The sequence below is a fragment of the Klebsiella sp. K5-306 genome (assembly GCF_051835185.1).
GTDB lineage: Bacteria > Pseudomonadota > Gammaproteobacteria > Enterobacterales > Enterobacteriaceae > Klebsiella > Klebsiella oxytoca.
Window position 1 is genome coordinate 133,860 of the sequence record NZ_JAIFJY010000006.1, and the last position, 22,368, is coordinate 156,227.

Genomic DNA, 22,368 nt, shown 5'->3' on the forward strand with positions numbered 1-22,368 from the left:
GCAATGGACTACAGCAAGATTATTAAAGAAGTCGGGCGCGGAAAGAACCACGCCCGCGACCTGGATGTGGAGACAGCCCGCGCGCTCTACTCGCGGATGCTTAACGGCGAGGTGCCTGAGCTTGAGCTCGGCGGCATTCTTATCGCTCTGCGCATTAAAGGCGAAGGCGAAGCGGAGATGAAGGGCTTCTATGAAGCGATGCAGGCGCATACGATTAAGCTGACTCCGCCGGTCGCCAAACCGATGCCCATTGTGATCCCCAGCTATAACGGCGCGCGTAAACAGGCAAACCTGACCCCTCTGCTCGCCGTCCTGCTGCATAAGCTCGGCTTCCCGGTCATCGTCCACGGCGTGAGCCACGATCCGACCCGCGTGGTGACGGAAACGATTTTTGAACTGATGGGTATCCCGGCGACGCTTCACGCGGGTCAGGCCCAGGCGCGATTGGATAGCCATCAGCCGGTTTACGTTCCGGTCGGCGCATTTTGCCCACCGCTGGAAAAACAGCTGGCGATGCGCTGGCGCATGGGCGTGCGCAACAGCGCCCACACGCTGGCCAAGCTGGCGACACCCTTTGCGGAAGAGGCGGCGCTGCGCCTGTCGAGCGTTTCACACCCGGAATACGTCGGCCGGGTAGCGAAATTCTTTGCCGAAATCGGCGGGCGGGCGCTGCTGATGCACGGTACCGAAGGGGAGGTTTACGCCAACCCGCAGCGCTGTCCGCAGATTAGCCTGATTGATGCATCTGGTATGCGGGTGGTAAATGAACGACAGGATAGCGTAGCCGCGCAGGCACTCGCCCTGCCGGAGTCAAAAGATCCTGAAGTCACCGCCCGCTGGATTGAGCGCTGCATCGTCGGGAGCGCACCGCTACCGCAATCATTGCGAATTCAGTTGGCCTGCTGTCTTGTGGCCACCGGCGCCGTTCCGTCTCTTGAACAGGGCCTGGCAAAGGTGGCTGAGCGCTGGTAACCGTAGCGGCAGGCAAAAAAAAGCCCGTCCAGTGGCGTGGACGGGCAAGGCAAGGGTATTAAAGGATCTTACAGGGTTAAAACAGTGGCATTACAGGGTGTGGCTACAGGAAATAGCGGCAAGTAGCGGCGATTATTTGTAGATAACCGCGGTACCGCTAAGTTTGTTGTTGCTGTTAGCTGAGGTGATGCTATAACCGGTCGCGCCGGCAGCCTCTGCTTTTTCAGCCAGTTTAGCTTCCAGTCCATCCAGCGTCGTCGCGCCTTCAGCGGAAACTACACCAATTTTATTCATGCTTTCTGCCTGAGCCGAGGTCACCGGCTGGGCGGCGAATGCGCCAAAAGAGAGAGCGGAAAGGGCGATGGCAGCGGCAGCAAATTTCATGTTTTTCATAGTTAATCTCTCGCAGGTTGTTCTGTTCAGGGGACGATGTTGCGTCGATGTGATAAGTATCACGGTTTTTTACGGGAGATAAAATCGAAGGAAATTAACAGTGTCCATCGAATTTTTTGAATAAGTATTAATTTATTGAATATTAATAAATTATTTTGGCCGGGAAAAGCAAAAGCCGTGAGGATGAAGTTCAGAGGGCTTTAAGGGCACATATTGCCACGCCGCTTGCCAAAAAACGTGCGCGAAAAGATAACGCAATATGCGGTAATGAACGGTAAATATCGGTCAACGAAGCTGGCTATCTTTGGAACCTCTACGATTATATCCTGAAAATGTATTGTTATGTAAATCTTTCTCCTGCTGGCATTTGATGCAGTATTTCACGCCCGCGACCGCGCGCTGACGCGCTTCGGGGATCGGCTCTCCGCATTCTTCACAAAATTTGTTGCTCTCACCCGATGACAGCTCATTTCGCGCCCGTGCAATCGCGTCATTGATAGTGCTATCGATTTGTTCCTGCACCGCGTCGTCATTTGCCCAGCCTGAAGCCATAGTCCACCTCGCTATCTCGTCTTTCTTTAGTATAGGAAATATGGGGGCAAAAAATGACCAGACAAGGAGTCATGTTCACTGCACAGAAAATCCAGGGGTGAGGCAGTGGAGAGAGGGATACTGAAAGGGCGTTTGCGCGCAGGCCTCCGCAGGGGAGGTTAAAGGGATGGTAACAGGCGGATAAAAAGCTGTTTCCCGACCAGCCCGGCGGGGAGCTTGCCGGTCGGGAGAGTCGGAATAAACGTCTAGCGGGCGTCCGGACGCACAAGGTCAAAGCGCAGGCTTTCATCAATGGCGTAATAGGCGCTGGGACCGCCCGCGCGCAGAATCGGCTGAGCCCTGGCGGTCTGGTAAATCCCGTCCTCCAGCAGCGACTCATCAATATGCACTGCCACAACTTCGCCCAGCACCAGCCAGGTATCAACCGCCAGCCCTTCGGCGGTGGTTAACTGGATGCATTGCGACAGGCGACACTCAAAATTGACCGGACTTTCGGCTACCCGGGGGGCGCTGACGAGACGGCTGGCGGCGGAAGTGAGCCCGGCGCGGACAAATTCATCTTCGTGACGCGGGATGCTGGCAGAGGTTTCGTTCATCGCGACCGCCAGGGGGCGGGTGGCGAGGTTCCAGACGAACTCTTTGGTCTCGACGATATTCTGCACGCTATCTTTCCAGCCGCTGCTGGCGAAGCCAATAATCGGCGGCCGATAGTTAAAGCAGTTGAAAAAACTGTACGGCGCAAGATTATGCTGGCCGCTATTATCCACGGAAGCTATCCAGCCGATAGGCCGTGGTCCGATAATTGCGTTAAGCGGGTCGTGCGGCAGCCCGTGTCCTTGCGAAGGTTGGTAGAAGTACATACGACACTCGTGACAAATAAAGAAGATATCCAGACTCACTTATTTACCGCGCCGCCGTCAACGGGTATCTTACGCGGCTGTTCAAAGGAGAATGCCATGAAAGCCCAGAAACCGGGGTTACACCCGCGTAACCGTCACCATCAACGCTACGATCTGCCCGCGCTATGCCAGACCCATCCTGAGCTGCAGGCCTTCATCACCCTTAATCCGGTGGGTGAGCAGACCATCGACTTTGCCAACCCGCTGGCGGTGAAGGCGCTGAATAAAGCGCTGCTGGCGCATTTTTACGCGGTGAAACACTGGGATATTCCCGACGGCTTTCTCTGTCCGCCGGTGCCGGGCAGGGCGGACTACATCCATCACCTCGCCGATCTGCTGGCGCTGGATAGCGGGACGATCCCGGCCAACGCCAGCATTCTCGATATTGGCGTTGGCGCAAACTGCATCTATCCGCTCATTGGCGTGCACGAGTACGGCTGGCGTTTTACGGGTAGCGAAGTGAACGCCGAGGCGTTCGCCAGCGCCCAGGCTATCATCAACGGCAATCCTGGGCTCACTCGCCAGATCCGTCTGCGTCGTCAAAAAGACGCCAACGCGATTCTGACCGGCATTATTCATAAAAATGAGACCTACGACGCGACCCTGTGCAACCCGCCGTTCCATGATTCCGCCGCCAGCGCGCAGGCGGGCGGTGAGCGTAAACGTCGCAACCTGGGACTGGGCGAGGAGAGCGTGCTGAACTTTGGCGGCCAGCAGCAGGAGCTGTGGTGCGAAGGCGGCGAGGTGGCCTTTATTACGCAGATGATTGAAGAGAGCAAGCCGTTTGCTCGTCAGGTTAAATGGTTTACTTCGCTGGTTTCTCGCGGCGACAACCTGCCGCCGCTATATCGCGCTCTGACCGACGTCGGCGCGGTGAAAGTGGTGAAGAAAGAGATGGCCCAGGGGAATAAGCAAAGCCGCTTTATCGCCTGGACCTTTATGGATGAGGCCAAACGTCGCCGCACGCTATAACGTGGGCTCGGCGGGGGCAGGCGGTCCTGCGGGTGCTGGCATCGGCAGAACCTGATAAGTTTGTACCGGCGCCCGCACGCCTGCGAGGTCAAAATGCCTTTTCACCTGCGTATCGAGGGCGAATCTGACCGTCCACTGCTTGAGCGGCAGGGTGGTAAAGGTGACGCGCAGGGTGAAGGCGGTATTGCTTAAGCCTACCACGCCGGTGAAGGATGGCTCGCCAATGATAAGCCCGCGAATCTCTTCCTGCGCCATCACTTCCGCGACCGCATCCTTCAGCGCCTGGTTAGCCTTATCCAGATCTTCATGCCGGTCAACGTCATAGTTGGCCACCACCGAGCCGATTCCGCGTACGAAGTTGGCGAAGGTGGTTATCGAAGACCACGGAATAATATGGTAAGCGCCGGTATCCTGACGGACGCCGACGGAGCGAATCGACATGCGCTCCACCGTCCCGGTGAGCGGTCCGATCGTCACCAGGTCGCCGGTATTCATACCGTTCTCGAACTGAATAAAAATGCCGGTAATAATATCTTTGACCAGGGTCTGCGCGCCAAATGAAATTGCCAGGCCCAGCGCGCCGGCGCCGGCCAGCAGCGGGGCGATATTCACCCCCACTTCCGAAAGCAGGATCATAATGGTAATAGTGCTGATCACCACCGCCAGCGCGTTGCGAAACAGCGTCAGCAGCGTTCGGGCGCGGGCGCTGGGCAGCGGGCGACCGTGAATGTCCGATGCCAGCCGGTTTTCAATCAGGCTGGCGAGCAGCGTCCAGCCAATCGCCGAGAAGAACAGGATCAGCGCGATACGAATCAGCACATCAACCGCTTTTTGCCCGCTGCCGTTATGCATCCACTGCCAGAAATCGAACAGCCCCCATGCGCTGAGCAGCAGCATAATCGCCACGCAGACCGTCAGGATGCGCGCGGCCTTCAGCGATGCGGAGATCCAGCCGTTAAGCCGTTTTTGCAATTCAGGATAGTTACGCTGGGTTTCCGGCGACAAGGTGATGGTTTTCGCAATCCAGCGCGACAGAATACCGGAGACCAGCGCGGCGGCGCCGACGATGGCCAGGCTGCGTAGGGTCGCGCCCATCATAAATTTCAGGCTGTTACCGGGGTCGAACAGCGAGAAGAAAAACAGCACGATGAAATAGGCGCAGGCCAGCCAGTGCCACACCAGAGCAAAGGCGCGGATAAACAGGCTAAAAAAGGCCAGCGATCGGTCGGCAAGATGGATAAGCCCTTGGGTAATTAACTGCTTATTGTGGAATATCAGATACAGGGCCCAGAGCGTAATGCATAGCATAATGACCACATTGGCCAGCGCCCCGAACTGCACGTTGACCTGGTTGGAGATAATTGGCACCGCAACGATCAGCCCGTAGCCAATCAGGCTGCTGAGCGCGCTGAGGCGCAGATTCCAGTATTTTGCCGCTTCATCGCTAAGGTTAAACGGGCGTAGCTCCGGGATGCGTGGGCAGAAAATCAGCCGCAGAATGGCTTTGAAAAACTCGATCAGCGCAAAGGCATTGAGAAACAGACTTTGCTGGAAGGCGATAGTGGGATTATTACCGTTCAGGCGATCGCTTAATAGCTGGCCAACAAACAGCGTCAGGGCCAGCAGAAGCAGGTCGAAAATAAATGCGCCGGCAATCGTGGCCGGCAGCTGTAGCCAGTTGCTGCGGTCGCGGTTTTTATGTCGTCCCCAGTGCCCCATTTTGCGATACAGCGGCAGGGCAGCCAGGCGTACCAGCCACCAGAATGCAAAGACCAGACCACCAAGCAGCAGGAAATGCCAGGCGGCGCTGATGAACGATTGCGAATTAAATGGTTTGTGCGGAGAGCCGGTGATGTTGCGCCATAGCTGAGAGAAGCGCGACGAAAGCTGTTCGCCATATTCACGACTGATCTGAGTGACGTTTTCCAGCACCGTCGTTTCGTCTTTAATTTCCGGCGGCGTCAGCGTCGGGGTACTGTCCGGCGGCGGCGTGGCGGCGGCTTTACGCAGCTGATCGATAAGCTCCTGGCGGGCATCGGCGTTTTCAAGCACGTCGGCCAGCGCGCCGTAGGCCGCTTTTTTCTGCGCCAGATCGGGTTCGCTACTGCTGGAGTGGTCCGTTGTGGTTGCCGGAACGCCGGGCAGCGTCGCGGCCCATAGCGGAGCGGTGAAGAGTAAAGCGAGCAGGAACAAAATCCGCGGCACAGGCACCTCCATTGCATCTCAAACCGTTAAGTATAGAAGACGAGATCCGGAGCGCGAGGTTGGGATGATTCTGGAAAGCGGCTCTCCCGCGAAGGGAGAGCCGGGCAGGGTCAGGCGACGTGCTGTAAAAACTCCTGCAGACGCGGGCTTGGCGGGTTGTTGACCAGCACCTGCGGATCGCCATCTTCGGCAATGCGCCCTTTATCGATAAAGATCAGGCGGGAAGCCACTTTTTCGGCGAAGCCGATTTCATGGGTGACGATGACCATGGTCATGCCTTCTTCAGCCAGATCCTGCATCACTTTCAGTACTTCATGACGCAGTTCGGGATCGAGCGCGGAAGTTGGCTCATCAAAAAGCATCATTTTAGGTTTAACCGCCAGCGCCCGGGCAATAGCTACGCGCTGCTGCTGGCCGCCTGAAAGCTCGGAAGGGTAGTGATGCGCGCGTTCCGCGAGGCCCACTTTCGCCAGCAGATCCTTCGCCAGTTTTTCCGCCGCCGCTTTATTGGCGCCGCGTACGCGCAGCGGGCCAAACATCACATTTTCCAGCGCGGTCAGGTGCGGGAACAGATAAAACTGCTGGAACACCATCCCGGCTTCCTGGCGAATCAGCCGCTCATCAACCTTTGGGTCGTTGACCTTCAGACCATCGACGATCAGCTCGCCGCTGGTAATCTCTTCGAGTTTGTTAATACAGCGCAGCAGGGTCGATTTACCGGAGCCGGACGGCCCGATAATCACCACGACTTCGCCCTGGTTGATCTTCAGATCGATATCATGCAGCACTTTGGTTGGGCCAAAGTGCTTGGAAACGTTTTTAAATTCAATCACAGGATTTTCATCCTTCTTTCAAGACGACGCAGAACAAAGCTCAGCACCAGGGTGATGATCAGATAGATAACCGCAACGGCGCTCCAGATCTCCAGCGCGCGGAAGTTACCGGCAATAATTTCCTGGCCCTGGCGGGTCAGCTCGGCTACGCCGATGACAATAAACAGCGAGGTGTCTTTAATGCTGATAATCCACTGGTTGCCCAGCGGCGGCAGCATACGGCGCAGCGCCAGCGGCAGGATTACGTAGCGAATAGTTTCGCGACGAGAAAGACCCAGGGCGAGGCCGGCTTCCCGGAAGCCTTTGTGAATCGACAGCACCGCGCCGCGGGTAATTTCCGCAATATAGGCGCCAGAGTTGATCATAATGGTGACTACCGCCGCGGAGAACGGGTCGATACGTAAATCGCTAAAGGCCATCGGCAGAGCGAAGTAGATGAACATGACCTGCACCACAATCGGGGTGCCGCGGATGATTTCAATAAAGACCAGCGCAATGTGGTTGGCAATCCAGCCGCCGAAACAGCGGGCGAAACCGGCTACCAGACCGATTATCAGACCGCCGACCAGGCCGAGGACCGAAATCCACAGCGTCATTTTGGCGCCTTCCAGCAAAATGGGGATGGCGGGCCAGATGGCACTCCAGTCAAACTGCATAATATGTTCCTGTTACCGTGTCGAAAACAGAGGAAATTCCTCTGAGAAAACTATTCAGGCCTGCTGACGGGTAGCCCGGAAAGCTCCAGGTCTACCAGACCACAGCAGGCCTGGAAGAGAGCATCGCTAATTATTATTTAGGTTCAGTACCGAACCATTTTTTATAAATTTCGTTATAAGTGCCGTTTTCACGCAGAGTTTTCAGCGCGCCGTTCACTTTTTCACGCAGCTCGTCGCTACCTTTCGGGAAAGCGATACCGTAGTTTTGCGCTTCCAGCGAGTCGCCTACCGCTTTGAACTTACCGTTACCTGCGGTTTTGATGAAGTAAAGGATGTTTGGCGTATCGTGCAGAACTGCATCGGCGCGCCCGGTACCGAGTTCCATATAGGCATTATCGATGTTCGGGAACTGGCGCAGATCTTTGGTTTTGATATTGGCTTTCGCGTAATCTACCGAGCCGGTACCGCCCTTCACGGCAACCACTTTACCGTTCAGGTCTTTGACATCCTTAATTTCGTTATTATTTGCGTTCACCATCACCAGAAGACCGCTTTTGTAGTAGCCGTCAGAGAAGTCGATGGCTTTTTTACGCTCGTCAGTGATAGTGATCCCCGCCAGCGCGAGGTCGATGTTTTTCGTTTGCAGCGCCGGAATAATACCGCTGAAGTCCATTGGCTTCAGGGTGTAGTCAAGCTTCAGCTCTTTTGCGATGGCAGCCCACAGGTCAACGTCGAAACCGACGTACTTATCGCCCTGTTTAAATTCGAACGGAACAAACGCCGTGTCGGTAGCGACAACCAGTTTTTTATCAGCGGCGTGAGAAGAAACCGCAAAAGCCAGGGTCAGTGCAGCCAGTGAAACTTTAAATACAGACTTCATAGCATTTCCTTTTATATCCACGGGACGATCCCCTGCGAGAACGAGTTGCCTTATGAAAAAATCATGCCAGTTTTACAACCTGTTGTTTTATAACAACCAGGATAATTCCTGCTGCACGATTTTGATAAGGGATAACGTTAAACGCACCGATATGGGGCGCTATTTTGGTGCATCATAAGCGCATCGCATAACAAGTGCATTTTTAACGCAAACCCTGATGTTAAAACAATCTTGATGTAACGATTGTGTGAGGTGATTATTACAATTGATTTACTTTGGCGCGTATTTTGACCAATCTCATGCACTAATGTGGTGCGCAGCGGGGGGGGGGTGGGGAAAAGAAATAAAAAAGCCGCCAGCGTGGCTGACGGCAGTTGGCTTACTCGATATTCGCTTCGATGAACCACAGGAACTGATCCAGGTCGCGGGAAGCGGCGGTAAAGATATCAGCGGTATCTTCATCTTTTGCTTCGTCGATGGCTTTACGCACATCGTTGGCGACGATGGCATAGCGGTCGGCCAGCTCTTTCAGGTGGTCCTGGACGCTATGGATATCCAGCGGATAGCTTTTCAGCGGGCTCTTGCTGTTAATGACCTGAGTGGTACCCAGCGCCACGCCGCCAAGCTGGACGGCACGTTCAGCCATGGTATCAAGGTGGTTGACGAGCGCGGTGCGGAAGCCGTCCAGCATCTCATGAACGGCAATGAAGTTTGCACCGCGCATATTCCAGTGAGCCTGTTTAGTAATCAGAGACAGGTCAATGAACTGGATCACCTGGCGATTCAGCAGCTCAACGGTCGCTTTCTTCGCGCTATCTGCGACGTCGTTACGGGTATAGAGCAGATTCGTTGCTTTAGTTTTAACCAGTTTTGCGGTACTCATAATGTCATATCCTCTTGATATTTGTACTCGTCATACTTCAAATTCGAATTATTCGGAGCGTCTCATCCCAATAACTTGCGGAATTAAGTATAGCAACGGATTTGAGCTTTGCAGCGGCGGTAGTCTCTATCGGTCTGATAGCGCAGGGCTGTTGGATTGGCAAAAATCTTTATGAATCAAAGGCCCTGACTGGTTTTCTTGCTCAGGGCCTGTTCTTTAACTGATGTCGACTTTCTGAATTTTTGTCTCCCGGCGCATTGTCAGCGTCGAGCCCATTGATGCCAGAATGATCGCCCCGAGCGCCAGGGTCTGGGTTGCAGTTAGCGTTTCACCAAGAAACACCATGCCGGAAAGCGCGGCCAAAGCGGGCTCCATGCTCATCAGGGTGCCAAAGGTCTTGCTGGGCATGCGGGTGAGGGCCACCATCTCCAGAGAATAGGGCAGAGCAGTGGATAAAATGGCGATCCCAAGGCCTGGTAACAATAGTCCCCACTGAAATAGCGTATCGCTGGCCTGAATCATCCCCATCGGCACGAAGACCACCGCAGCAATCAGCGATCCCATGGCGACCGTGGCAGGACCATGCTCTTCCCCGGCGCGCTGGCCGGTGAGAATGTAGACCGCCCAGCAGGCGCCGGCGCCAAGCGCCAGCAGCGCGCCGATGGGATCGATCTGGGCAACGCTTTGCCCCAGCGGCAGCAGAAACCAGAGTCCAAGCACCGCCAGCGCTACCCAGACGAAATCCAGCGGGCGGCGGGAGCCAAAGAGCGCCACCGCCAGGGGGCCGGTAAATTCCAGCGCGACGGCAACGCCTAGCGGAATGCGCTGAATTGATAAATAGAACAGGTAGTTCATCGCGCCCAGCGACAGGCCATAGAAGAGTAGCGGCAGACGCTGCTCCGGCGCAAAGCGAAGACGCCAGGGTTTGAAAATAACCACCAGGATGAAGGTACCGAGAGCCAGGCGCAGGGCGGTAACGCCGGGCGCGCCGACGAGCGGAAACAGTGATTTGGCCAGCGATGCGCCACTCTGAATGGAAATCATGGCGATTAAAATAACCAGTATCGGCAACCATGCCGGTACTTTACGGGACGAGCCGGGCATCCTTTCTCCTGTCAATTTTGTCAAATGCGGTAAAGGTTCCAGTGTAAATGAATTACCCCGCGCCGGTTGAGCTATTGTTGAAAAAAAGGGGAGTGAAAGCAGTACAATAGCGCGGGGGCGAAGATAAATTCACCAGAAGATTAGGAATAATCTGGATACACGTCGGGTGCTTTATAGGCCTTAATAGGTCTATATTTGTAAAAAAGGTTTGTTTTCCAGTTTGTTATAGAAACGTAGAAACCTTTAGTTACATGAAAAAGTACGTTAGACAATGTAAAGTGAAAAGAGTTTCCCAAAAGTTTTTGTTATATTTAAGACTTAGGACTTATTAGAAACACATTTGAGGTGGTTATGAATAAAATTGCACGTTTTTCAGCACTGGCCGTTGTTCTGGCTGCATCCGTAGGCACCACTGCTTTCGCTGCGACTTCTACCGTTACCGGTGGTTACGCTCAGAGCGACATGCAGGGCGAAGCTAACAAAGCAGGCGGTTTCAACCTGAAGTACCGCTACGAGCAAGACAACAACCCGCTGGGTGTTATCGGTTCTTTCACCTACACCGAGAAAGATCGTTCTGAGTCTGGCGTTTACAAAAAAGGCCAGTACTACGGCATCACCGCAGGTCCGGCTTACCGTCTGAATGACTGGGCAAGCATCTACGGCGTAGTAGGTGTTGGTTACGGTAAATTCCAGAACAACAGCTACCCGAACAAAACTGACATGAGCGACTACGGTTTCTCTTACGGTGCTGGCCTGCAGTTCAACCCGATCGAAAACGTTGCTCTGGACTTCTCCTACGAGCAGTCTCGCATTCGTAACGTTGACGTTGGCACCTGGATCGCTGGCGTAGGTTACCGCTTCTAATCACTTCGGTGATATAAAAAATCCGCCTCCATGGGGCGGATTTTTTTTGCCTGCGACTTACGCGCCATCGTTAATTGACGGTGAACGCGTCGGTCCCCAGATGGGTGTAGTCGACCTTCTTCAGCTGGAAGTTGGTGATGTAGATAGGGCCAGCCTTCTGCTCTGAGATAAAGCGATAGCGCGGGGTGATCTCCTGAGCGCTGATACCGGTCCACTGCGAAAAGAAGCTGAGAAAGTCGTTGGCGGAACGTCGCGCTTTAATGATCTTATGCGCTTTATCATCGCTGGAGATCACCATAAACGGCACCTGGAAATTCTGCTGGTACTTATCGTCGTGTGCCAGATACTGCACCTCTTTCCCGCGCTCCTTAAAGGCCAGACCATGATCGGAAAAATAGGTCATCGAGAAGGTTTCCCCCGAATTCTGTAGCTGAGTATAAAGATTGCTCAACAGCGTATCGGTTTGCGTCATGGTGTAGAGATAGCAGGAGGTCTCTTTCGACTGCACGAAAACGGCGTATTTGCCTTTGGTGCGATCGCAGGCCTGCGGGTGTGAGCCCATCAAATGCAGGACGATTAGCTGTGGCTGGGTACGGCGGGTGGCAAGCACCTGCGCGGTCAGCTTTAATAGCTGCTCATCCTGAGTGTTTTTGTTGGCCTCAAAATCGCCGTTTTTAAGGAACTGAACTTCGTCTGCGCGTTTGGCGATACTGGCAATCGCCGTATCATATTCACCAATTTGCCCCTGATTTGAGAACCACCAGGTCTGAAAACCGGCACGGTTGGCGAGGGTGACAAAGTTATCCTGAAACTGCGGTTTGTCATCGACCACCCGGTTCAGGGTTAATCCGAGGGATTTCTGCGTTGAACCGCTGGCGGCGATATAGTCGTTGAATAAATAGCCTTTGACCGAGCTGGCGAACGGCGTATTGTCCCAGTGGCCGCCAAAGGCACCGAGCGCATCACGGCGCGCGCTCTCTCCGATAACTACCACGTACAGATGATACTTTGGCTTTACCGCCAGCACATGCCAGCTGTCTTTCATATTTGCCAGCTGCGCCATCCGCGCCTGCTCATCCAGTACTTCACTATTATTCACGACCACATCTTTAACGAAGCGGACGGCAGGGTAGCCGGTATCGATGACCTTAAAGACGCCGCCCCAGGCAAGGTTTTGCACCGGTTGCAGAAAGAAAATAGCGATGCAGAACAGCAGTCCCAGCGTATCTGTTTTCCCCCAGCGCGCCGGCGCTTCCGGTTTGCGGCGCACGGCAATCACCCCGAGCGCAAAGATAAACACGGCCAGCAGATAGCTGTACCACGCGAAAATGGTGAGGATTTCGGTGGACTCTTCGATGTTCGTGGCGTGCAGCGCCAGCAGCGTGTTGAAATTCGGCGCGCCGTAGGCCTGGCCAAACGGATAGTACATAGCCGCCAGCAGTGAATAGACGCCAACGACTACTTTTTGCGCGCGCGGAAAGCTCCGCCACAGCAGATGTAGCACGCAGGCAAAAGCAACGGTATAGAGCAGACTAAACTCATAGCCCAACGCCAGGTTAATAAACAGCGATTGTAAAAAGTAGAATCCTGTCCATGGGTTCAGTACCGGCCTGCGGGCGACCAGCGTTTCTTTCAGCGTGACATTCATAGTAAACAATCAAAAAGAGCCATGTGTATCCCCTGGCATCAAGGGGTAAAACCTGCTGGACAGTGCGTGAAGAGGGTCTCTGCGAGCCGCAGTAGTGGCAGGGCTGACAAAAGATAGGGCTTGCAAATGGTAAGGTCAACAGTCCAGAACGGATTGTTTTGGGAGAAAGCTTACAAAACTTGAAAAAAGTCGCTGAAGCGCTGAGTAATCAGCCAGTGTGGCAGGAATTTGTGACAGAAAAATGAAGCGGCGTACCGCGACGCCGCATTAGTTGTTGGGTTTATCCTGCTGCGGTTTGCCGTTGATCAGATCGCACAGCATCCCGACAAGCATTAACCGCACTTTAAAAGGAGAATGGGTAAACACGTTTAAGCACCTCTTGAATTCATTCATATCGACCTCCTGTAACTTCGTCCTTCGCTCCTTGAAGGATGTGTGTATTACATACAGATATAGCACAGGCTATATTTTATAGCTATGGCTAAAACGTTAATTTTTTGTTCTCTGTGCGCGATCCATTACAATGGGGATCCTTTTATATGATGCTTGATGCGTCACAGGAATGAGGAAGCACAATGAACCGTCGCGCAGGTAAGCCAATAACAAAAAAAGTGACGCAGCTAGTGAATGTCGAAGAACACGTTGAGGGATTTCGTCAGGTACGCGAGGCGCATCGTCGGGAGTTGATTGATGACTACGTGGAGCTGATTTCCGATCTGATAATGGAAGTGGGCGAAGCCCGCCAGGTGGATATGGCCGCGCGGCTTGGGGTGTCGCAGCCAACAGTTGCCAAAATGTTAAAAAGACTGGCCAGCGTTGGGCTGATCGAACAGATCCCCTGGCGGGGGATCTTTTTAACGCCTGAAGGCGAGAAGCTGGCGCATGAAAGCCGCGAACGTCACCAGATCGTGGAAAACTTTTTACTGGTGATTGGCGTTAGCCCGGAGATTGCGCGTCGCGACGCCGAAGGTATGGAGCACCACGTCAGCGAAGAGACGCTGGCGATGTTTAAACAGTTTACCCTCAAGCAGGGGTCATCGGGAGAATGAACCTCGTCTTTGTTCAGTCGCTGATCCGCGACCGCTTTCTACACCTGCTGCTGGTTGTCGGCGTTGTTTTAAGCTTCTTTGTACCGTTTGCCCCTGCAGGCTGGCTACACGCCATTGACTGGCATACGATTATCACCCTTAGCGGGCTGATGCTACTGACCAAAGGCATTGAACTGAGCGGCTATTTTGACGTAATAGGGCGCAAAATGGCGCGCCGCTTCGTCACTGAGCGCCAGCTGGCCATATTTATGGTGCTGGCGGCCGCGCTGCTATCCACCTTCTTAACCAACGATGTGGCGCTGTTTATCGTTGTGCCGCTCACGCTGACCCTGAAAAAATGGTGCGCTATTCCGACCAGCCGGTTAATCATTTTCGAAGCGCTGGCGGTGAACGCCGGGTCGTTGTTAACCCCTATCGGTAATCCGCAAAATATCCTGCTATGGGGGCGCTCCGGCCTCTCATTCCCGGCCTTTATCGGCCAGATGCTGCCGCTGGCAGCAGCGATGATGATGACACTGCTGGCGCTGTGCTGGTTCTGTTTCCCCCCCAGGCATCTCAATTATCAGAGCAGCGACAGGGCGCCCTCCTGGCGGCCAAAGCTGGTCTGGAGCTGCCTGGCGTTCTATGTCGTCTTTTTGACCGCCCTGGAGCTAAAACAGGAGCTGTGGGGACTGGCGCTGATCGCGCTGGGTTTCCTGCTGCTCGCGCGGGCGGTGATCGTTAACGTCGACTGGACGCTGCTGCTGGTGTTTATGGCGATGTTTATCGATGTTCACCTCTTGACCCAGCTCCCCGTTCTACAGCATGCGCTCAACGGCGTTGGCCAGCTCTCGGCGGAAGGGTTGTGGCTGACCACGATTGGTCTGTCGCAGTTCATCAGCAACGTTCCGGCAACTATTTTACTGCTCAACTACGTTCCACCATCGGCGCTGCTGGCCTGGGCGGTTAACGTCGGCGGATTTGGCCTGCTGCCGGGCTCCCTGGCCAACCTGATTGCGCTGCGCATGGCTGGCGATCGTCGCATCTGGTGGCGCTTCCATCTCTATTCGCTCCCCATGCTGCTGTGGGCGGCGCTGGTGGGATACGGCCTGCTGCAGCTCTGATATTCAGAGAATTGGGCAAGAAACGGACAGAAACGCCACATTCGCGTTCTCCTTTTCCGGGGTATAACTCTCTTCACGGCAGTGAATCACCCTGATTGAAGGAGAGTCCTATGCGTTATCAAAAATTGGGTCATACCGGCCTTTTTGTCTCTGAGCTGTGCCTGGGCACCATGACCTTCGGTGGTGAAGGCGGCCTGTGGGGAAAAGTGGGGCAGCTGCGCCAGGCGGAGGCAGAGCAGCTGGTGGGCAACGCGCTGGATGCGGGCATTAACTTCATCGACACCGCTGATGTCTATTCAGAAGGACGCTCGGAAGAGATTACCGGCCAGGCGCTAAAGAATCTGAAAGTGCCGCGTGAAAACGTGGTGGTGGCGACTAAAGTATTTGGCGAAACCGGCACTGCAGGCGTGAACTCGCGCGGCAGTTCGCGCTATCACATTATCAGCAGCGTCAAAGAGAGCCTGCGTCGTCTGCAGCTCGATCATATCGATCTCTATCAGCTTCATGGTTTCGATCCTGCGACTCCGATCGAAGAGACGCTGTATGCGCTGGATAATCTGGTGCAGCACGGCCACGTCCGCTATATCGGGGTGTCGAACTGGGCGGCATGGCAAATAGTGAAAGCGCTGGGCATTTCCGAACGCCTTGGGCTGGCGCGCTTTGCCTCTTTGCAGGCTTACTACACGCTTGCCGGGCGCGATCTGGAGCGCGAGCTGGTGCCGATGATGCAGAGCGAAGGGCTGGGCCTGATGGTCTGGAGCCCGCTGGCGGGAGGTCTGCTCAGCGGTAAGTACGATCGCGATGGGCAGTCGGCGAGCGGCGGCCGTCGTCAGGAGTTTGATTTCCCGCCGGTGAACAGAGAGCGGGCTTTTGACTGTATTGATGTGATGCGCGAGATTGCCGAGGCGAAGGGCGTTTCGGTGGCGCAAATCGCGCTGGCCTGGCTGCTACACCAGCCGGCGGTGAGCAGCGTGATTATTGGCGCGAAGCGGGTCGAACAGCTTACCGATAATCTGGCGGCGACCCGCATTGCCCTGAACGAGGATGAACTGTCGCGGCTTGATGCGGTCAGCGCGCTGCCGCGGGAATATCCGGACTGGATGCTGGAGCGTCAGGGCGAATATCGTCGCAATCAGCTCGCACAGCAGTAATTTCTTTTCCTCTAAGCCGGATCGCCCGCGTCGCGATCCGGCTTTTTTTATCCGCGGCGCTCACAAAAAACGATCCTCGACTTTGCCTGCTAATGAAAATTCGTTTATATGACTAGTCATGAAAATTATATGACTAGTCATAGGGGCGAGAGATGAACAGAACACTGCCGGCAGATTTTTTATGGGGTAACTCGGTTTCCAGTATGCAAACCGAAGGGGCGTGGAATGAGGGCGGAAAAGGGATGTCGGTTTACGATATTCGTCAGCCGGCGGAATTTGCTTCCGACTGGAAGGTGGCGACCGACTCCTACCATCGCTATCGGGAAGATTTCGACCTGATGCAGGATTTGGGCATGAACTGTTACCGCTTCCAGATTGCCTGGAGCCGCGTTTGCCCGGAAGGCGACGGTGAGTTCAATGAAGAAGGTATTGCTTTCTATCACCAGTTTATCGACGAGTTAATTGCCCGTGGCATTGAGCCGATGATTTGCCTGTATCACTTCGATATGCCGCTGTCGCTGGCTGAACGCTTTAATGGCTTTACCGACCGTCGGGTGATGGAAGCCTTTATTCGTTACGGGCAGAAAATGATTGACTGCTTTGGCGACAAGGTGAAGTGGTGGCTGACCTTTAATGAGCAGAATCTTTACCATATGCCGGACGCGTTTCTGATTTCAGGCTATATGCGCGGCGAGAAGACCCTGCGCGAGCTGTATCAGATCCAGCATCACGTGATGATGGCCCACGTTCATCTGACGCAGTATCTGCACCAGACTAAGCCGCAGTGTCTGATGGGCGGGATGCTGGCCCATGCGCTGGTCTATCCCGCCACCTGCAAACCGCGCGATATTCTTTGCGCCCAGCAGCTGGACGAATTTTTAAACCAGAACCTGCTGCGCGCCTTTGCCGGGGAGGGCTACAGCCCTGAGGTCATGCACGTGGTCGCCCGCGAAGGCCTGGAGGATATCTACCGAGCAGAGGATCTGACGCTGATGGCGCAGGTTAAAATCGACTATCTGGCCTTTAGCTACTATGCCAGCAAAGCGCTGGATAGCGACCCGATCCCTCCGGGCACGCCGGTCAACTATTACATGCAGTTTGGCGATAAAAAGAATGACTATCTGGAGGCCACCGAGTGGGGCTGGCAGATTGATCCGCTGGGCTTTCGCACCATTATTACCCGCTACTACAACGACTGGCGTCTGCCGGTGTTCCCGATAGAAAACGGCATTGGGGTGATTGAGTCCTGGGACGGCGTAAACCAGGTGGCTGACGACTACCGCATTGCCTATCATCGCGACCATATCAACGCCATGAAAGAGGCGATATTTGACGATGGCGCGCAGGTGATTGGCTACCTGGGCTGGGGGTTGATCGATATCCTCAGTTCGCAGGGCGATATGCGTAAACGCTACGGAGTTGTCTACGTGAACCGGGAAAACCACGACCTCAAGGACCTTAAGCGCGTACCGAAGAAAAGCTATGCCTGGCTGAAACGGGTCATCCATAGTCATGGCGCAGAGATGTAGCGGCGCCTCGCGCGGGCAGATGGTATATTCTGCCCGCCAGCCACAATCAGTCACGTAAAAGGATCGGGGAATGACGGCCAAATATCTGAGTATCGCGCGGGAAATCAAAAAACGTATTATCAGCCGCCAGTATCCCGCCAGCGCGCCGTTACCCGATCAGTTCGCCCTGGCGGCAGAGTTCAGCACCAGCAGGATGACCATTCAACAGGCGATGCGCCAGCTGATTGTCGAAGGCCTTATCTACACCCGTAAGGGGCAGGGGACCTTCGTGCGCAAAAATTTCCTCCAGCTTTCGCAGTGGGAGCTACCCGGCAGCGACTATTTTGGCGCCACCAAAACCTGGGAACATTTAGGGGAAGTCACCAGCCGGGTGATTCGCTTCGAGCTGCGTTTCCCCACGGAAAAAGAGCAAAGCTCGTTGCTGATTGACGCCGATGCCCCGGTCTATGATTTCGTCCGTCTGCGGTTGCTCAATGAGGAGCCCGTGTCGCTGGATCTCACCGTGATGCCCGTTGCGCTGGTGCCCGGCCTGAATAAAACGATTCTGCAAAGCTCGGTGTTTCGCTACGTACAGGAGACGCTGGGGCTTAAAATGATGGGCTCGTATCGGGTGGTGCGGGCGATGAAACCGCAGGCGCTGGACAGAGAACATCTCAACTGCGAAGCGACCGACCCGGTGCTGGAGGTGGAACAGGTGATCTATCTGGAGGATGGTACGCCGCTGGAGTATGCCCATTGCCACTATCGCTACGATCACGGCGGAATCATTCTGGTCAATAACGGTTAAAAAAATGGCGGGCACCGGGCCCGCCACTCTCTGCATTATGCGCGTTTAGTTCAGACGCACCGGCATACCGGAACGGTTCTGAATCGCCTGATCGAGCACGCTCTGGTCTACGTCAGTCTGGCTGGTAATCGCCTGCACTGATTTGGTCAGATTAATCGGCACGATTTCACCGCCCTGGAACTGCTCTTCGGTCGTGGACAGCGGGTTGTGAACTTCAATGAAGCGGCTGCCGTCTGGCTCAGTCGTCGCTTTTACCGGCTCATCGATAAACTCAACGCGGGTGCCGACCGGCACGTTTTCGAACAGGAATTTGATGTCGTCGTTACGCAGACGCACGCAGCCGTGGCTGACGCGCAGGCCGATACCAAAGTTGGCGTTGGTGCCGTGAATGGCGTACAGGCGGCCGATATACAGGGCGTACAGGCCCATCGGGTTATCAGGACCGGCCGGAACAACCGCTGGCAGCGGTTCGCCAGCCGCGCGGTATTCCGCATGCATTTTGGCGGTAGGGGTCCAGGTCGGACCGGCTTTTTTACGCTCAACTTTGGTGACCCAGTTGACCGGCGTGTCTTTACCTAACTGGCCGATACCGATCGGCAACACGATAACGGTGTTGGTGCCTTTCGGGTAGTAGTAGAGGCGCATTTCCGCACTGTTGATGACGATACCTTCATGCACGGTGTCCGGCAGGATCAGCTGCTGCGGGATGTTCAGCACGGTGCCGCCTTTCGGCAGGAAGGTGTCCACGCCCGGGTTGGCTTCCAGCATGTTGGATAAACCCATCTGGTATTCGGCGGCGAAGTATTCCAGCGGCTGCTTGTTGCCTTCCGGAATGGTGATCACCTGGTTCTGACCAATCAGACGGCTGCCGTCGGTGGGCAGAGGATAAGTTACAGCAGAAGCTGTGTTGCAAAAGCCCACGATGGCGAAGGCTGCCGCGAAGAGTGTTGATAATTTCATAATCTTTATGTCGTGGGCGATGTTAATGCCGCACAGGCCTTTGTCAGTTTAAACAGGGAGTCGATGGGAGCGCATTATATGTGCTTTCCGCCAAACAGGTAAATGAGATGTGTACGAAATCACATTTTTTTCCTGTGACCGAGAGTGTAGCCCGTCAACGCTGGCCCTGCCGCCTGAAAACGGGAGGGGATTACCCCTCCAGAAGCCGCGACTGGAGCGCTTCACGCGCCTGCGGCGTAAGCTGATACTCTTTCTCCAGCCAGGCATCGACGCTGGCGTAGCGGTCGTCGATTTGAGAAAGCGCGGCAGCAAGATAAGACTCATGAACCGTCATGATTTCCGCCAGGTTCTGCCGGCCGCGAGCGGTCAGTTCATCGCCGAGGGAATCGAGCATGAAATTCTCGACCTCAGTCAGCATGCCCTGGGTCAGCAGGTACTCTTCCATCACCGTATGGCGATCGCAGCCGAGGGCGAACAGCGTCAATGCGCAGCCAACGCCGGTGCGGTCTTTGCCCACCGCGCAGTGCTGCAGCAGCGCGCCGTCGAAGGGTTCCATCAGCCAACCGGCCAGCTGGCGATAAGCGGCGTTGTTGAACGGCAGCTGGCGATAGAGCTCCAGCATAAACTGCTCGCCGTTAAGGGCGTTGAGCGTGGCGGCGCTGAGCTCGGTGACTTTAGCGTTGACGTCGCGAACGTGAGGATTCGCCGGGGCGTTGAGATAGTGGGCCGTTTCGTTCAGCTTATCGGGGCTACGATGCACTTCTCCCGGATCGCGATAATCTATCACCCGGCTGAGCGGGATAGCGTCCAGGTGGGTTAAGTCAGCGGTCGTCATCATATGCAGCGAGCCGGAGCGGAAAAGCTTCCCCGACCGCACGCGGCGGCCGTCGGCGGTACGCTGGCCGCCCAGGTCACGAAAGTTGATACCGCCCTGCAGCGATAAGAAGGCCGGATGGCGGGAGATTGTGGTCATAGGTTCCTTCCAGATTAGGGTAAAAAATTACGCACTGAGTAGTATAACCGCGCAAGGTGACAACGACCCTAACACAGGCGGCAGTGATGATTTTATAACGGCCCGTGAAAAGTGAAGCATTTGCTGGCATAATGTCTGGTTCATCACACTTCTCATTCTCTATTTTCAGGATAACCCCGTGCTAGTATCCAGCAACGTCACCATGCAGTTCGGCAGTAAGCCGCTGTTCGAAAACATTTCCGTCAAATTTGGCGGCGGCAACCGTTACGGCCTGATTGGCGCCAACGGTAGCGGCAAATCGACCTTTATGAAGATCCTCGGCGGCGATCTTGAGCCGACGCTGGGCAACGTCTCCCTCGATCCGAACGAGCGTATCGGTAAGCTGCGCCAGGATCAGTTTGCGTTTGAAGAGTTCAGCGTGCTGGATACGGTGATTATGGGCCACGGCGAGCTGTGGGAAGTGAAGCAGGAGCGCGATCGCATCTACTCCCTGGCGGAGATGAGCGAAGAGGACGGCTACAAAGTGGCTGACCTTGAAGTGCTATATGGCGAGATGGACGGCTATTCCGCTGAGGCGCGCGCCGGCGAGCTGCTGCTCGGCGTGGGGATCCCGGTTGAACAGCATTACGGTCCGATGAGCGAAGTCGCTCCCGGCTGGAAGCTGCGCGTGCTGCTGGCGCAGGCGCTGTTCTCTAATCCGGACATTTTGCTGCTCGACGAACCGACGAACAACCTGGACATCGACACCATCCGCTGGCTGGAGCAGACGCTCAACGACCGCGATAGCACCATGATCATCATTTCGCACGACCGTCACTTCCTGAATATGGTCTGTACCCACATGGCGGATCTGGATTACGGCGAACTGCGCGTTTATCCTGGCAACTACGATGAATACATGACCGCGGCGACCCAGGCGCGCGAACGTCTGCTGGCTGACAACGCCAAGAAAAAAGCGCAGATCGCCGACCTGCAATCTTTCGTCAGCCGTTTTAGCGCTAACGCCTCTAAATCTCGCCAGGCGACCTCGCGCGCCCGTCAGATTGACAAAATCAAGCTGGACGAAGTGAAAGCCTCCAGCCGCCAGAACCCGTTCATTCGCTTTGAGCAGGATAAGAAGCTGTTCCGTAACGCCCTGGAAGTGGAAGCGCTGGCTAAAGGTTTTGATAACGGCCCGCTGTTTAAAAACTTCAACCTGCTGCTGGAAGTGGGAGAAAAGGTTGCCATTCTGGGCGCCAACGGCGTGGGTAAATCCACGATGCTGAAAACCCTGGTCGGCGATCTGGCGCCGGACAACGGTACCGTTAAATGGTCTGAGAATGCGCAGATTGGCTACTACGCGCAGGATCATGAATATGAATTTGAAAACGATCTGACGGTATTTGAGTGGATGAGCCAGTGGAAACAGGAAAGCGACGATGAGCAGGCGGTGCGCAGCATCCTTGGTCGACTGCTGTTCAGCCAGGACGATATCAAAAAGCCGGCGAAAGTACTCTCCGGGGGCGAAAAAGGCCGTATGCTTTTCGGTAAGCTGATGATGCAAAAACCGAATATTCTGGTGATGGATGAACCCACCAACCACCTGGATATGGAATCGATCGAATCGCTGAACATGGCGCTGGAGATGTATCAGGGCACGCTGATTTTCGTTTCCCACGACCGTGAGTTTGTAAGCTCGCTGGCGACCCGAGTGATTGAAATTACGCCGGAGCGCGTTGTGGACTTCACCGGTAACTACGAAGATTATCTGCGCAGCAAAGGTATCGAATAGTTTTCCTGTTGTTTGTCCCGGATTGCGGCGCTGCTGCGCTTTATCCGGATACCTCCCACAGACGGCGATGAACCTGTAGCCCGGGCAAGGCGCGTTGAGCGCCGCCCCCGGGAGCAGCGTGCAGAATACCCCTTGTAGAGAACAGAGCGGCTGAATTCCCGGAGGCGATGCTGCGCATCTGTAC

Annotated in this window: 22 protein-coding genes; 9 read left to right on the forward strand and 13 right to left on the reverse strand. The window is 55.0% G+C overall.

Going from position 1 to position 22,368, the window contains the following annotated elements:
* The first annotated feature begins 3 nt into the window (after nt 1–3).
* Nucleotides 4–972 (forward strand): DNA-binding protein YbiB, encoded by a 969-nt coding sequence (ybiB, locus tag K2184_RS11655; protein ID WP_004100479.1) that lies wholly within the window; start codon nt 4–6, stop codon nt 970–972.
* 132 nt (nt 973–1,104) lie between these two features.
* Here ybiB and ybiJ read toward each other — a convergent pair whose 3' ends face one another.
* The 3 genes from ybiJ to K2184_RS11670 all read right to left on the reverse strand — a co-directional run bounded on the left by ybiJ (nt 1,105) and on the right by K2184_RS11670 (nt 2,777).
* The gene (ybiJ, locus tag K2184_RS11660) at nt 1,105–1,365 is read right to left on the reverse strand and encodes a DUF1471 family protein YbiJ (protein ID WP_004100481.1); all 261 of its coding nucleotides are present in this window, start codon (nt 1,363–1,365) and stop codon (nt 1,105–1,107) included.
* A gap of 285 nt (nt 1,366–1,650) precedes the next feature.
* Nucleotides 1,651–1,917 (reverse strand): DksA/TraR family C4-type zinc finger protein, encoded by a 267-nt coding sequence (locus K2184_RS11665; RefSeq protein ID WP_004100483.1) that lies wholly within the window; start codon nt 1,915–1,917, stop codon nt 1,651–1,653.
* 245 nt (nt 1,918–2,162) lie between these two features.
* Entirely contained in the window at nt 2,163–2,777 is a 615-nt protein-coding gene (locus K2184_RS11670) for a flavin reductase family protein (protein ID WP_016808141.1), read from the reverse strand.
* A gap of 96 nt (nt 2,778–2,873) precedes the next feature.
* Here K2184_RS11670 and rlmF point away from each other — a divergent pair, with 96 nt between their 5' ends.
* Complete coding sequence (rlmF, locus tag K2184_RS11675) at nt 2,874–3,788, forward strand: 23S rRNA (adenine(1618)-N(6))-methyltransferase RlmF (RefSeq protein ID WP_163525644.1); 915 nt, start codon at nt 2,874–2,876, stop codon at nt 3,786–3,788.
* Here rlmF and ybiO read toward each other — a convergent pair.
* From ybiO to rhtA, 6 genes are all read right to left on the reverse strand, one after another.
* On the reverse strand, nt 3,783–5,993 hold the full coding sequence (ybiO, locus tag K2184_RS11680) for a mechanosensitive channel protein (protein ID WP_016808139.1): 2,211 nt from the start codon (nt 5,991–5,993) through the stop codon (nt 3,783–3,785). The two genes, rlmF and ybiO, sit on opposite strands and share 6 nt — an antisense overlap.
* Before the next feature lie 110 nt (nt 5,994–6,103).
* Nucleotides 6,104–6,826, reverse strand: coding sequence for a glutamine ABC transporter ATP-binding protein GlnQ (glnQ, locus tag K2184_RS11685; RefSeq protein WP_049121241.1), 723 nt, complete (start codon nt 6,824–6,826; stop codon nt 6,104–6,106).
* Entirely contained in the window at nt 6,823–7,482 is a 660-nt protein-coding gene (gene glnP, locus K2184_RS11690) for a glutamine ABC transporter permease GlnP (protein WP_004100490.1), read from the reverse strand. Before glnP ends, glnQ begins: the two co-directional genes overlap by 4 nt.
* A gap of 133 nt (nt 7,483–7,615) precedes the next feature.
* Complete coding sequence (gene glnH / locus K2184_RS11695) at nt 7,616–8,362, reverse strand: glutamine ABC transporter substrate-binding protein GlnH (protein ID WP_004100491.1); 747 nt, start codon at nt 8,360–8,362, stop codon at nt 7,616–7,618.
* A 379-nt stretch (nt 8,363–8,741) separates the two neighbouring features.
* Nucleotides 8,742–9,245, reverse strand: coding sequence for a DNA starvation/stationary phase protection protein Dps (dps, locus tag K2184_RS11700; protein ID WP_004100493.1), 504 nt, complete (start codon nt 9,243–9,245; stop codon nt 8,742–8,744).
* A 216-nt stretch (nt 9,246–9,461) separates the two neighbouring features.
* Nucleotides 9,462–10,349 (reverse strand): threonine/homoserine exporter RhtA, encoded by an 888-nt coding sequence (gene rhtA, locus K2184_RS11705; RefSeq protein WP_004100495.1) that lies wholly within the window; start codon nt 10,347–10,349, stop codon nt 9,462–9,464.
* 351 nt (nt 10,350–10,700) lie between these two features.
* Here rhtA and ompX point away from each other — a divergent pair, with 351 nt between their 5' ends.
* On the forward strand, nt 10,701–11,213 hold the full coding sequence (gene ompX / locus K2184_RS11710; protein WP_004100497.1) for an outer membrane protein OmpX: 513 nt from the start codon (nt 10,701–10,703) through the stop codon (nt 11,211–11,213).
* Between the two features lie 70 nt (nt 11,214–11,283).
* Here the strand turns inward: ompX and K2184_RS11715 are convergent, their stop codons facing one another.
* Nucleotides 11,284–12,861, reverse strand: a complete 1,578-nt coding sequence (locus K2184_RS11715; RefSeq protein WP_163525661.1) for a phosphoethanolamine transferase — start codon at nt 12,859–12,861, stop codon at nt 11,284–11,286.
* Between the two features lie 267 nt (nt 12,862–13,128).
* A complete protein-coding gene (gene mntS / locus K2184_RS11720) occupies nt 13,129–13,254 on the reverse strand; it encodes a manganase accumulation protein MntS (RefSeq protein ID WP_004100500.1) in 126 nt (41 codons plus the stop codon).
* A gap of 182 nt (nt 13,255–13,436) precedes the next feature.
* On the opposite strand from mntS, the gene mntR reads away from it, so the two are divergent.
* The 5 genes from mntR (at nt 13,437) to K2184_RS11745 (ending at nt 18,480) form a co-directional block, all read left to right on the forward strand.
* Nucleotides 13,437–13,910 (forward strand): manganese-binding transcriptional regulator MntR, encoded by a 474-nt coding sequence (gene mntR, locus K2184_RS11725; protein ID WP_004100501.1) that lies wholly within the window; start codon nt 13,437–13,439, stop codon nt 13,908–13,910.
* Nucleotides 13,907–15,013 (forward strand): anion transporter, encoded by a 1,107-nt coding sequence (locus K2184_RS11730; RefSeq protein WP_105889960.1) that lies wholly within the window; start codon nt 13,907–13,909, stop codon nt 15,011–15,013. The genes mntR and K2184_RS11730 overlap by 4 nt, the downstream gene beginning before the upstream one ends.
* A 110-nt stretch (nt 15,014–15,123) precedes the next feature.
* A complete protein-coding gene (locus tag K2184_RS11735) occupies nt 15,124–16,164 on the forward strand; it encodes an aldo/keto reductase (RefSeq protein WP_163525642.1) in 1,041 nt (346 codons plus the stop codon).
* Between the two features lie 152 nt (nt 16,165–16,316).
* Nucleotides 16,317–17,693, forward strand: coding sequence for a glycoside hydrolase family 1 protein (locus K2184_RS11740; protein ID WP_163525640.1), 1,377 nt, complete (start codon nt 16,317–16,319; stop codon nt 17,691–17,693).
* Nucleotides 17,694–17,763: 70 nt separating this feature from the next.
* Complete coding sequence (locus K2184_RS11745; protein WP_004100505.1) at nt 17,764–18,480, forward strand: GntR family transcriptional regulator; 717 nt, start codon at nt 17,764–17,766, stop codon at nt 18,478–18,480.
* 45 nt (nt 18,481–18,525) lie between these two features.
* Here the strand turns inward: K2184_RS11745 and ldtB are convergent, their stop codons facing one another.
* Nucleotides 18,526–19,440 carry a L,D-transpeptidase gene (ldtB, locus tag K2184_RS11750; RefSeq protein ID WP_004100506.1) on the reverse strand — a complete coding sequence of 305 codons (915 nt, stop codon included), beginning with the start codon at nt 19,438–19,440 and terminating at the stop codon, nt 18,526–18,528.
* 190 nt (nt 19,441–19,630) lie between these two features.
* Nucleotides 19,631–20,413, reverse strand: a complete 783-nt coding sequence (locus tag K2184_RS11755; RefSeq protein ID WP_004100507.1) for a tyrosine-protein phosphatase — start codon at nt 20,411–20,413, stop codon at nt 19,631–19,633.
* Between the two features lie 178 nt (nt 20,414–20,591).
* Here K2184_RS11755 and K2184_RS11760 point away from each other — a divergent pair, with 178 nt between their 5' ends.
* Nucleotides 20,592–22,184, forward strand: coding sequence for an ABC-F family ATPase (locus K2184_RS11760; RefSeq protein ID WP_016808105.1), 1,593 nt, complete (start codon nt 20,592–20,594; stop codon nt 22,182–22,184).
* Nucleotides 22,185–22,368: the final 184 nt, after the last annotated feature.

What these genes read in the sequence shown, in the direction of transcription:
- ybiB (WP_004100479.1), top strand. Translation starts at nt 4, where the DNA reads ATGGACTACAGCAAGATTATTAAAGAAGTCGGGCGCGGAAAGAACCAC.
- ybiJ (WP_004100481.1), bottom strand. Translation starts at nt 1,365, where the DNA reads ATGAAAAACATGAAATTTGCTGCCGCTGCCATCGCCCTTTCCGCTCTC.
- K2184_RS11665 (WP_004100483.1), bottom strand. Translation starts at nt 1,917, where the DNA reads ATGGCTTCAGGCTGGGCAAATGACGACGCGGTGCAGGAACAAATCGAT.
- K2184_RS11670 (WP_016808141.1), bottom strand. Translation starts at nt 2,777, where the DNA reads ATGTACTTCTACCAACCTTCGCAAGGACACGGGCTGCCGCACGACCCG.
- rlmF (WP_163525644.1), top strand. Translation starts at nt 2,874, where the DNA reads ATGAAAGCCCAGAAACCGGGGTTACACCCGCGTAACCGTCACCATCAA.
- glnP (WP_004100490.1), bottom strand. Translation starts at nt 7,482, where the DNA reads ATGCAGTTTGACTGGAGTGCCATCTGGCCCGCCATCCCCATTTTGCTG.
- glnH (WP_004100491.1), bottom strand. Translation starts at nt 8,362, where the DNA reads ATGAAGTCTGTATTTAAAGTTTCACTGGCTGCACTGACCCTGGCTTTT.
- dps (WP_004100493.1), bottom strand. Translation starts at nt 9,245, where the DNA reads ATGAGTACCGCAAAACTGGTTAAAACTAAAGCAACGAATCTGCTCTAT.
- rhtA (WP_004100495.1), bottom strand. Translation starts at nt 10,349, where the DNA reads ATGCCCGGCTCGTCCCGTAAAGTACCGGCATGGTTGCCGATACTGGTT.
- ompX (WP_004100497.1), top strand. Translation starts at nt 10,701, where the DNA reads ATGAATAAAATTGCACGTTTTTCAGCACTGGCCGTTGTTCTGGCTGCA.
- K2184_RS11715 (WP_163525661.1), bottom strand. Translation starts at nt 12,861, where the DNA reads ATGAATGTCACGCTGAAAGAAACGCTGGTCGCCCGCAGGCCGGTACTG.
- mntS (WP_004100500.1), bottom strand. Translation starts at nt 13,254, where the DNA reads ATGAATGAATTCAAGAGGTGCTTAAACGTGTTTACCCATTCTCCTTTT.
- mntR (WP_004100501.1), top strand. Translation starts at nt 13,437, where the DNA reads ATGAACCGTCGCGCAGGTAAGCCAATAACAAAAAAAGTGACGCAGCTA.
- K2184_RS11730 (WP_105889960.1), top strand. Translation starts at nt 13,907, where the DNA reads ATGAACCTCGTCTTTGTTCAGTCGCTGATCCGCGACCGCTTTCTACAC.
- K2184_RS11735 (WP_163525642.1), top strand. Translation starts at nt 15,124, where the DNA reads ATGCGTTATCAAAAATTGGGTCATACCGGCCTTTTTGTCTCTGAGCTG.
- K2184_RS11740 (WP_163525640.1), top strand. Translation starts at nt 16,317, where the DNA reads ATGAACAGAACACTGCCGGCAGATTTTTTATGGGGTAACTCGGTTTCC.
- K2184_RS11745 (WP_004100505.1), top strand. Translation starts at nt 17,764, where the DNA reads ATGACGGCCAAATATCTGAGTATCGCGCGGGAAATCAAAAAACGTATT.
- ldtB (WP_004100506.1), bottom strand. Translation starts at nt 19,440, where the DNA reads ATGAAATTATCAACACTCTTCGCGGCAGCCTTCGCCATCGTGGGCTTT.
- K2184_RS11755 (WP_004100507.1), bottom strand. Translation starts at nt 20,413, where the DNA reads ATGACCACAATCTCCCGCCATCCGGCCTTCTTATCGCTGCAGGGCGGT.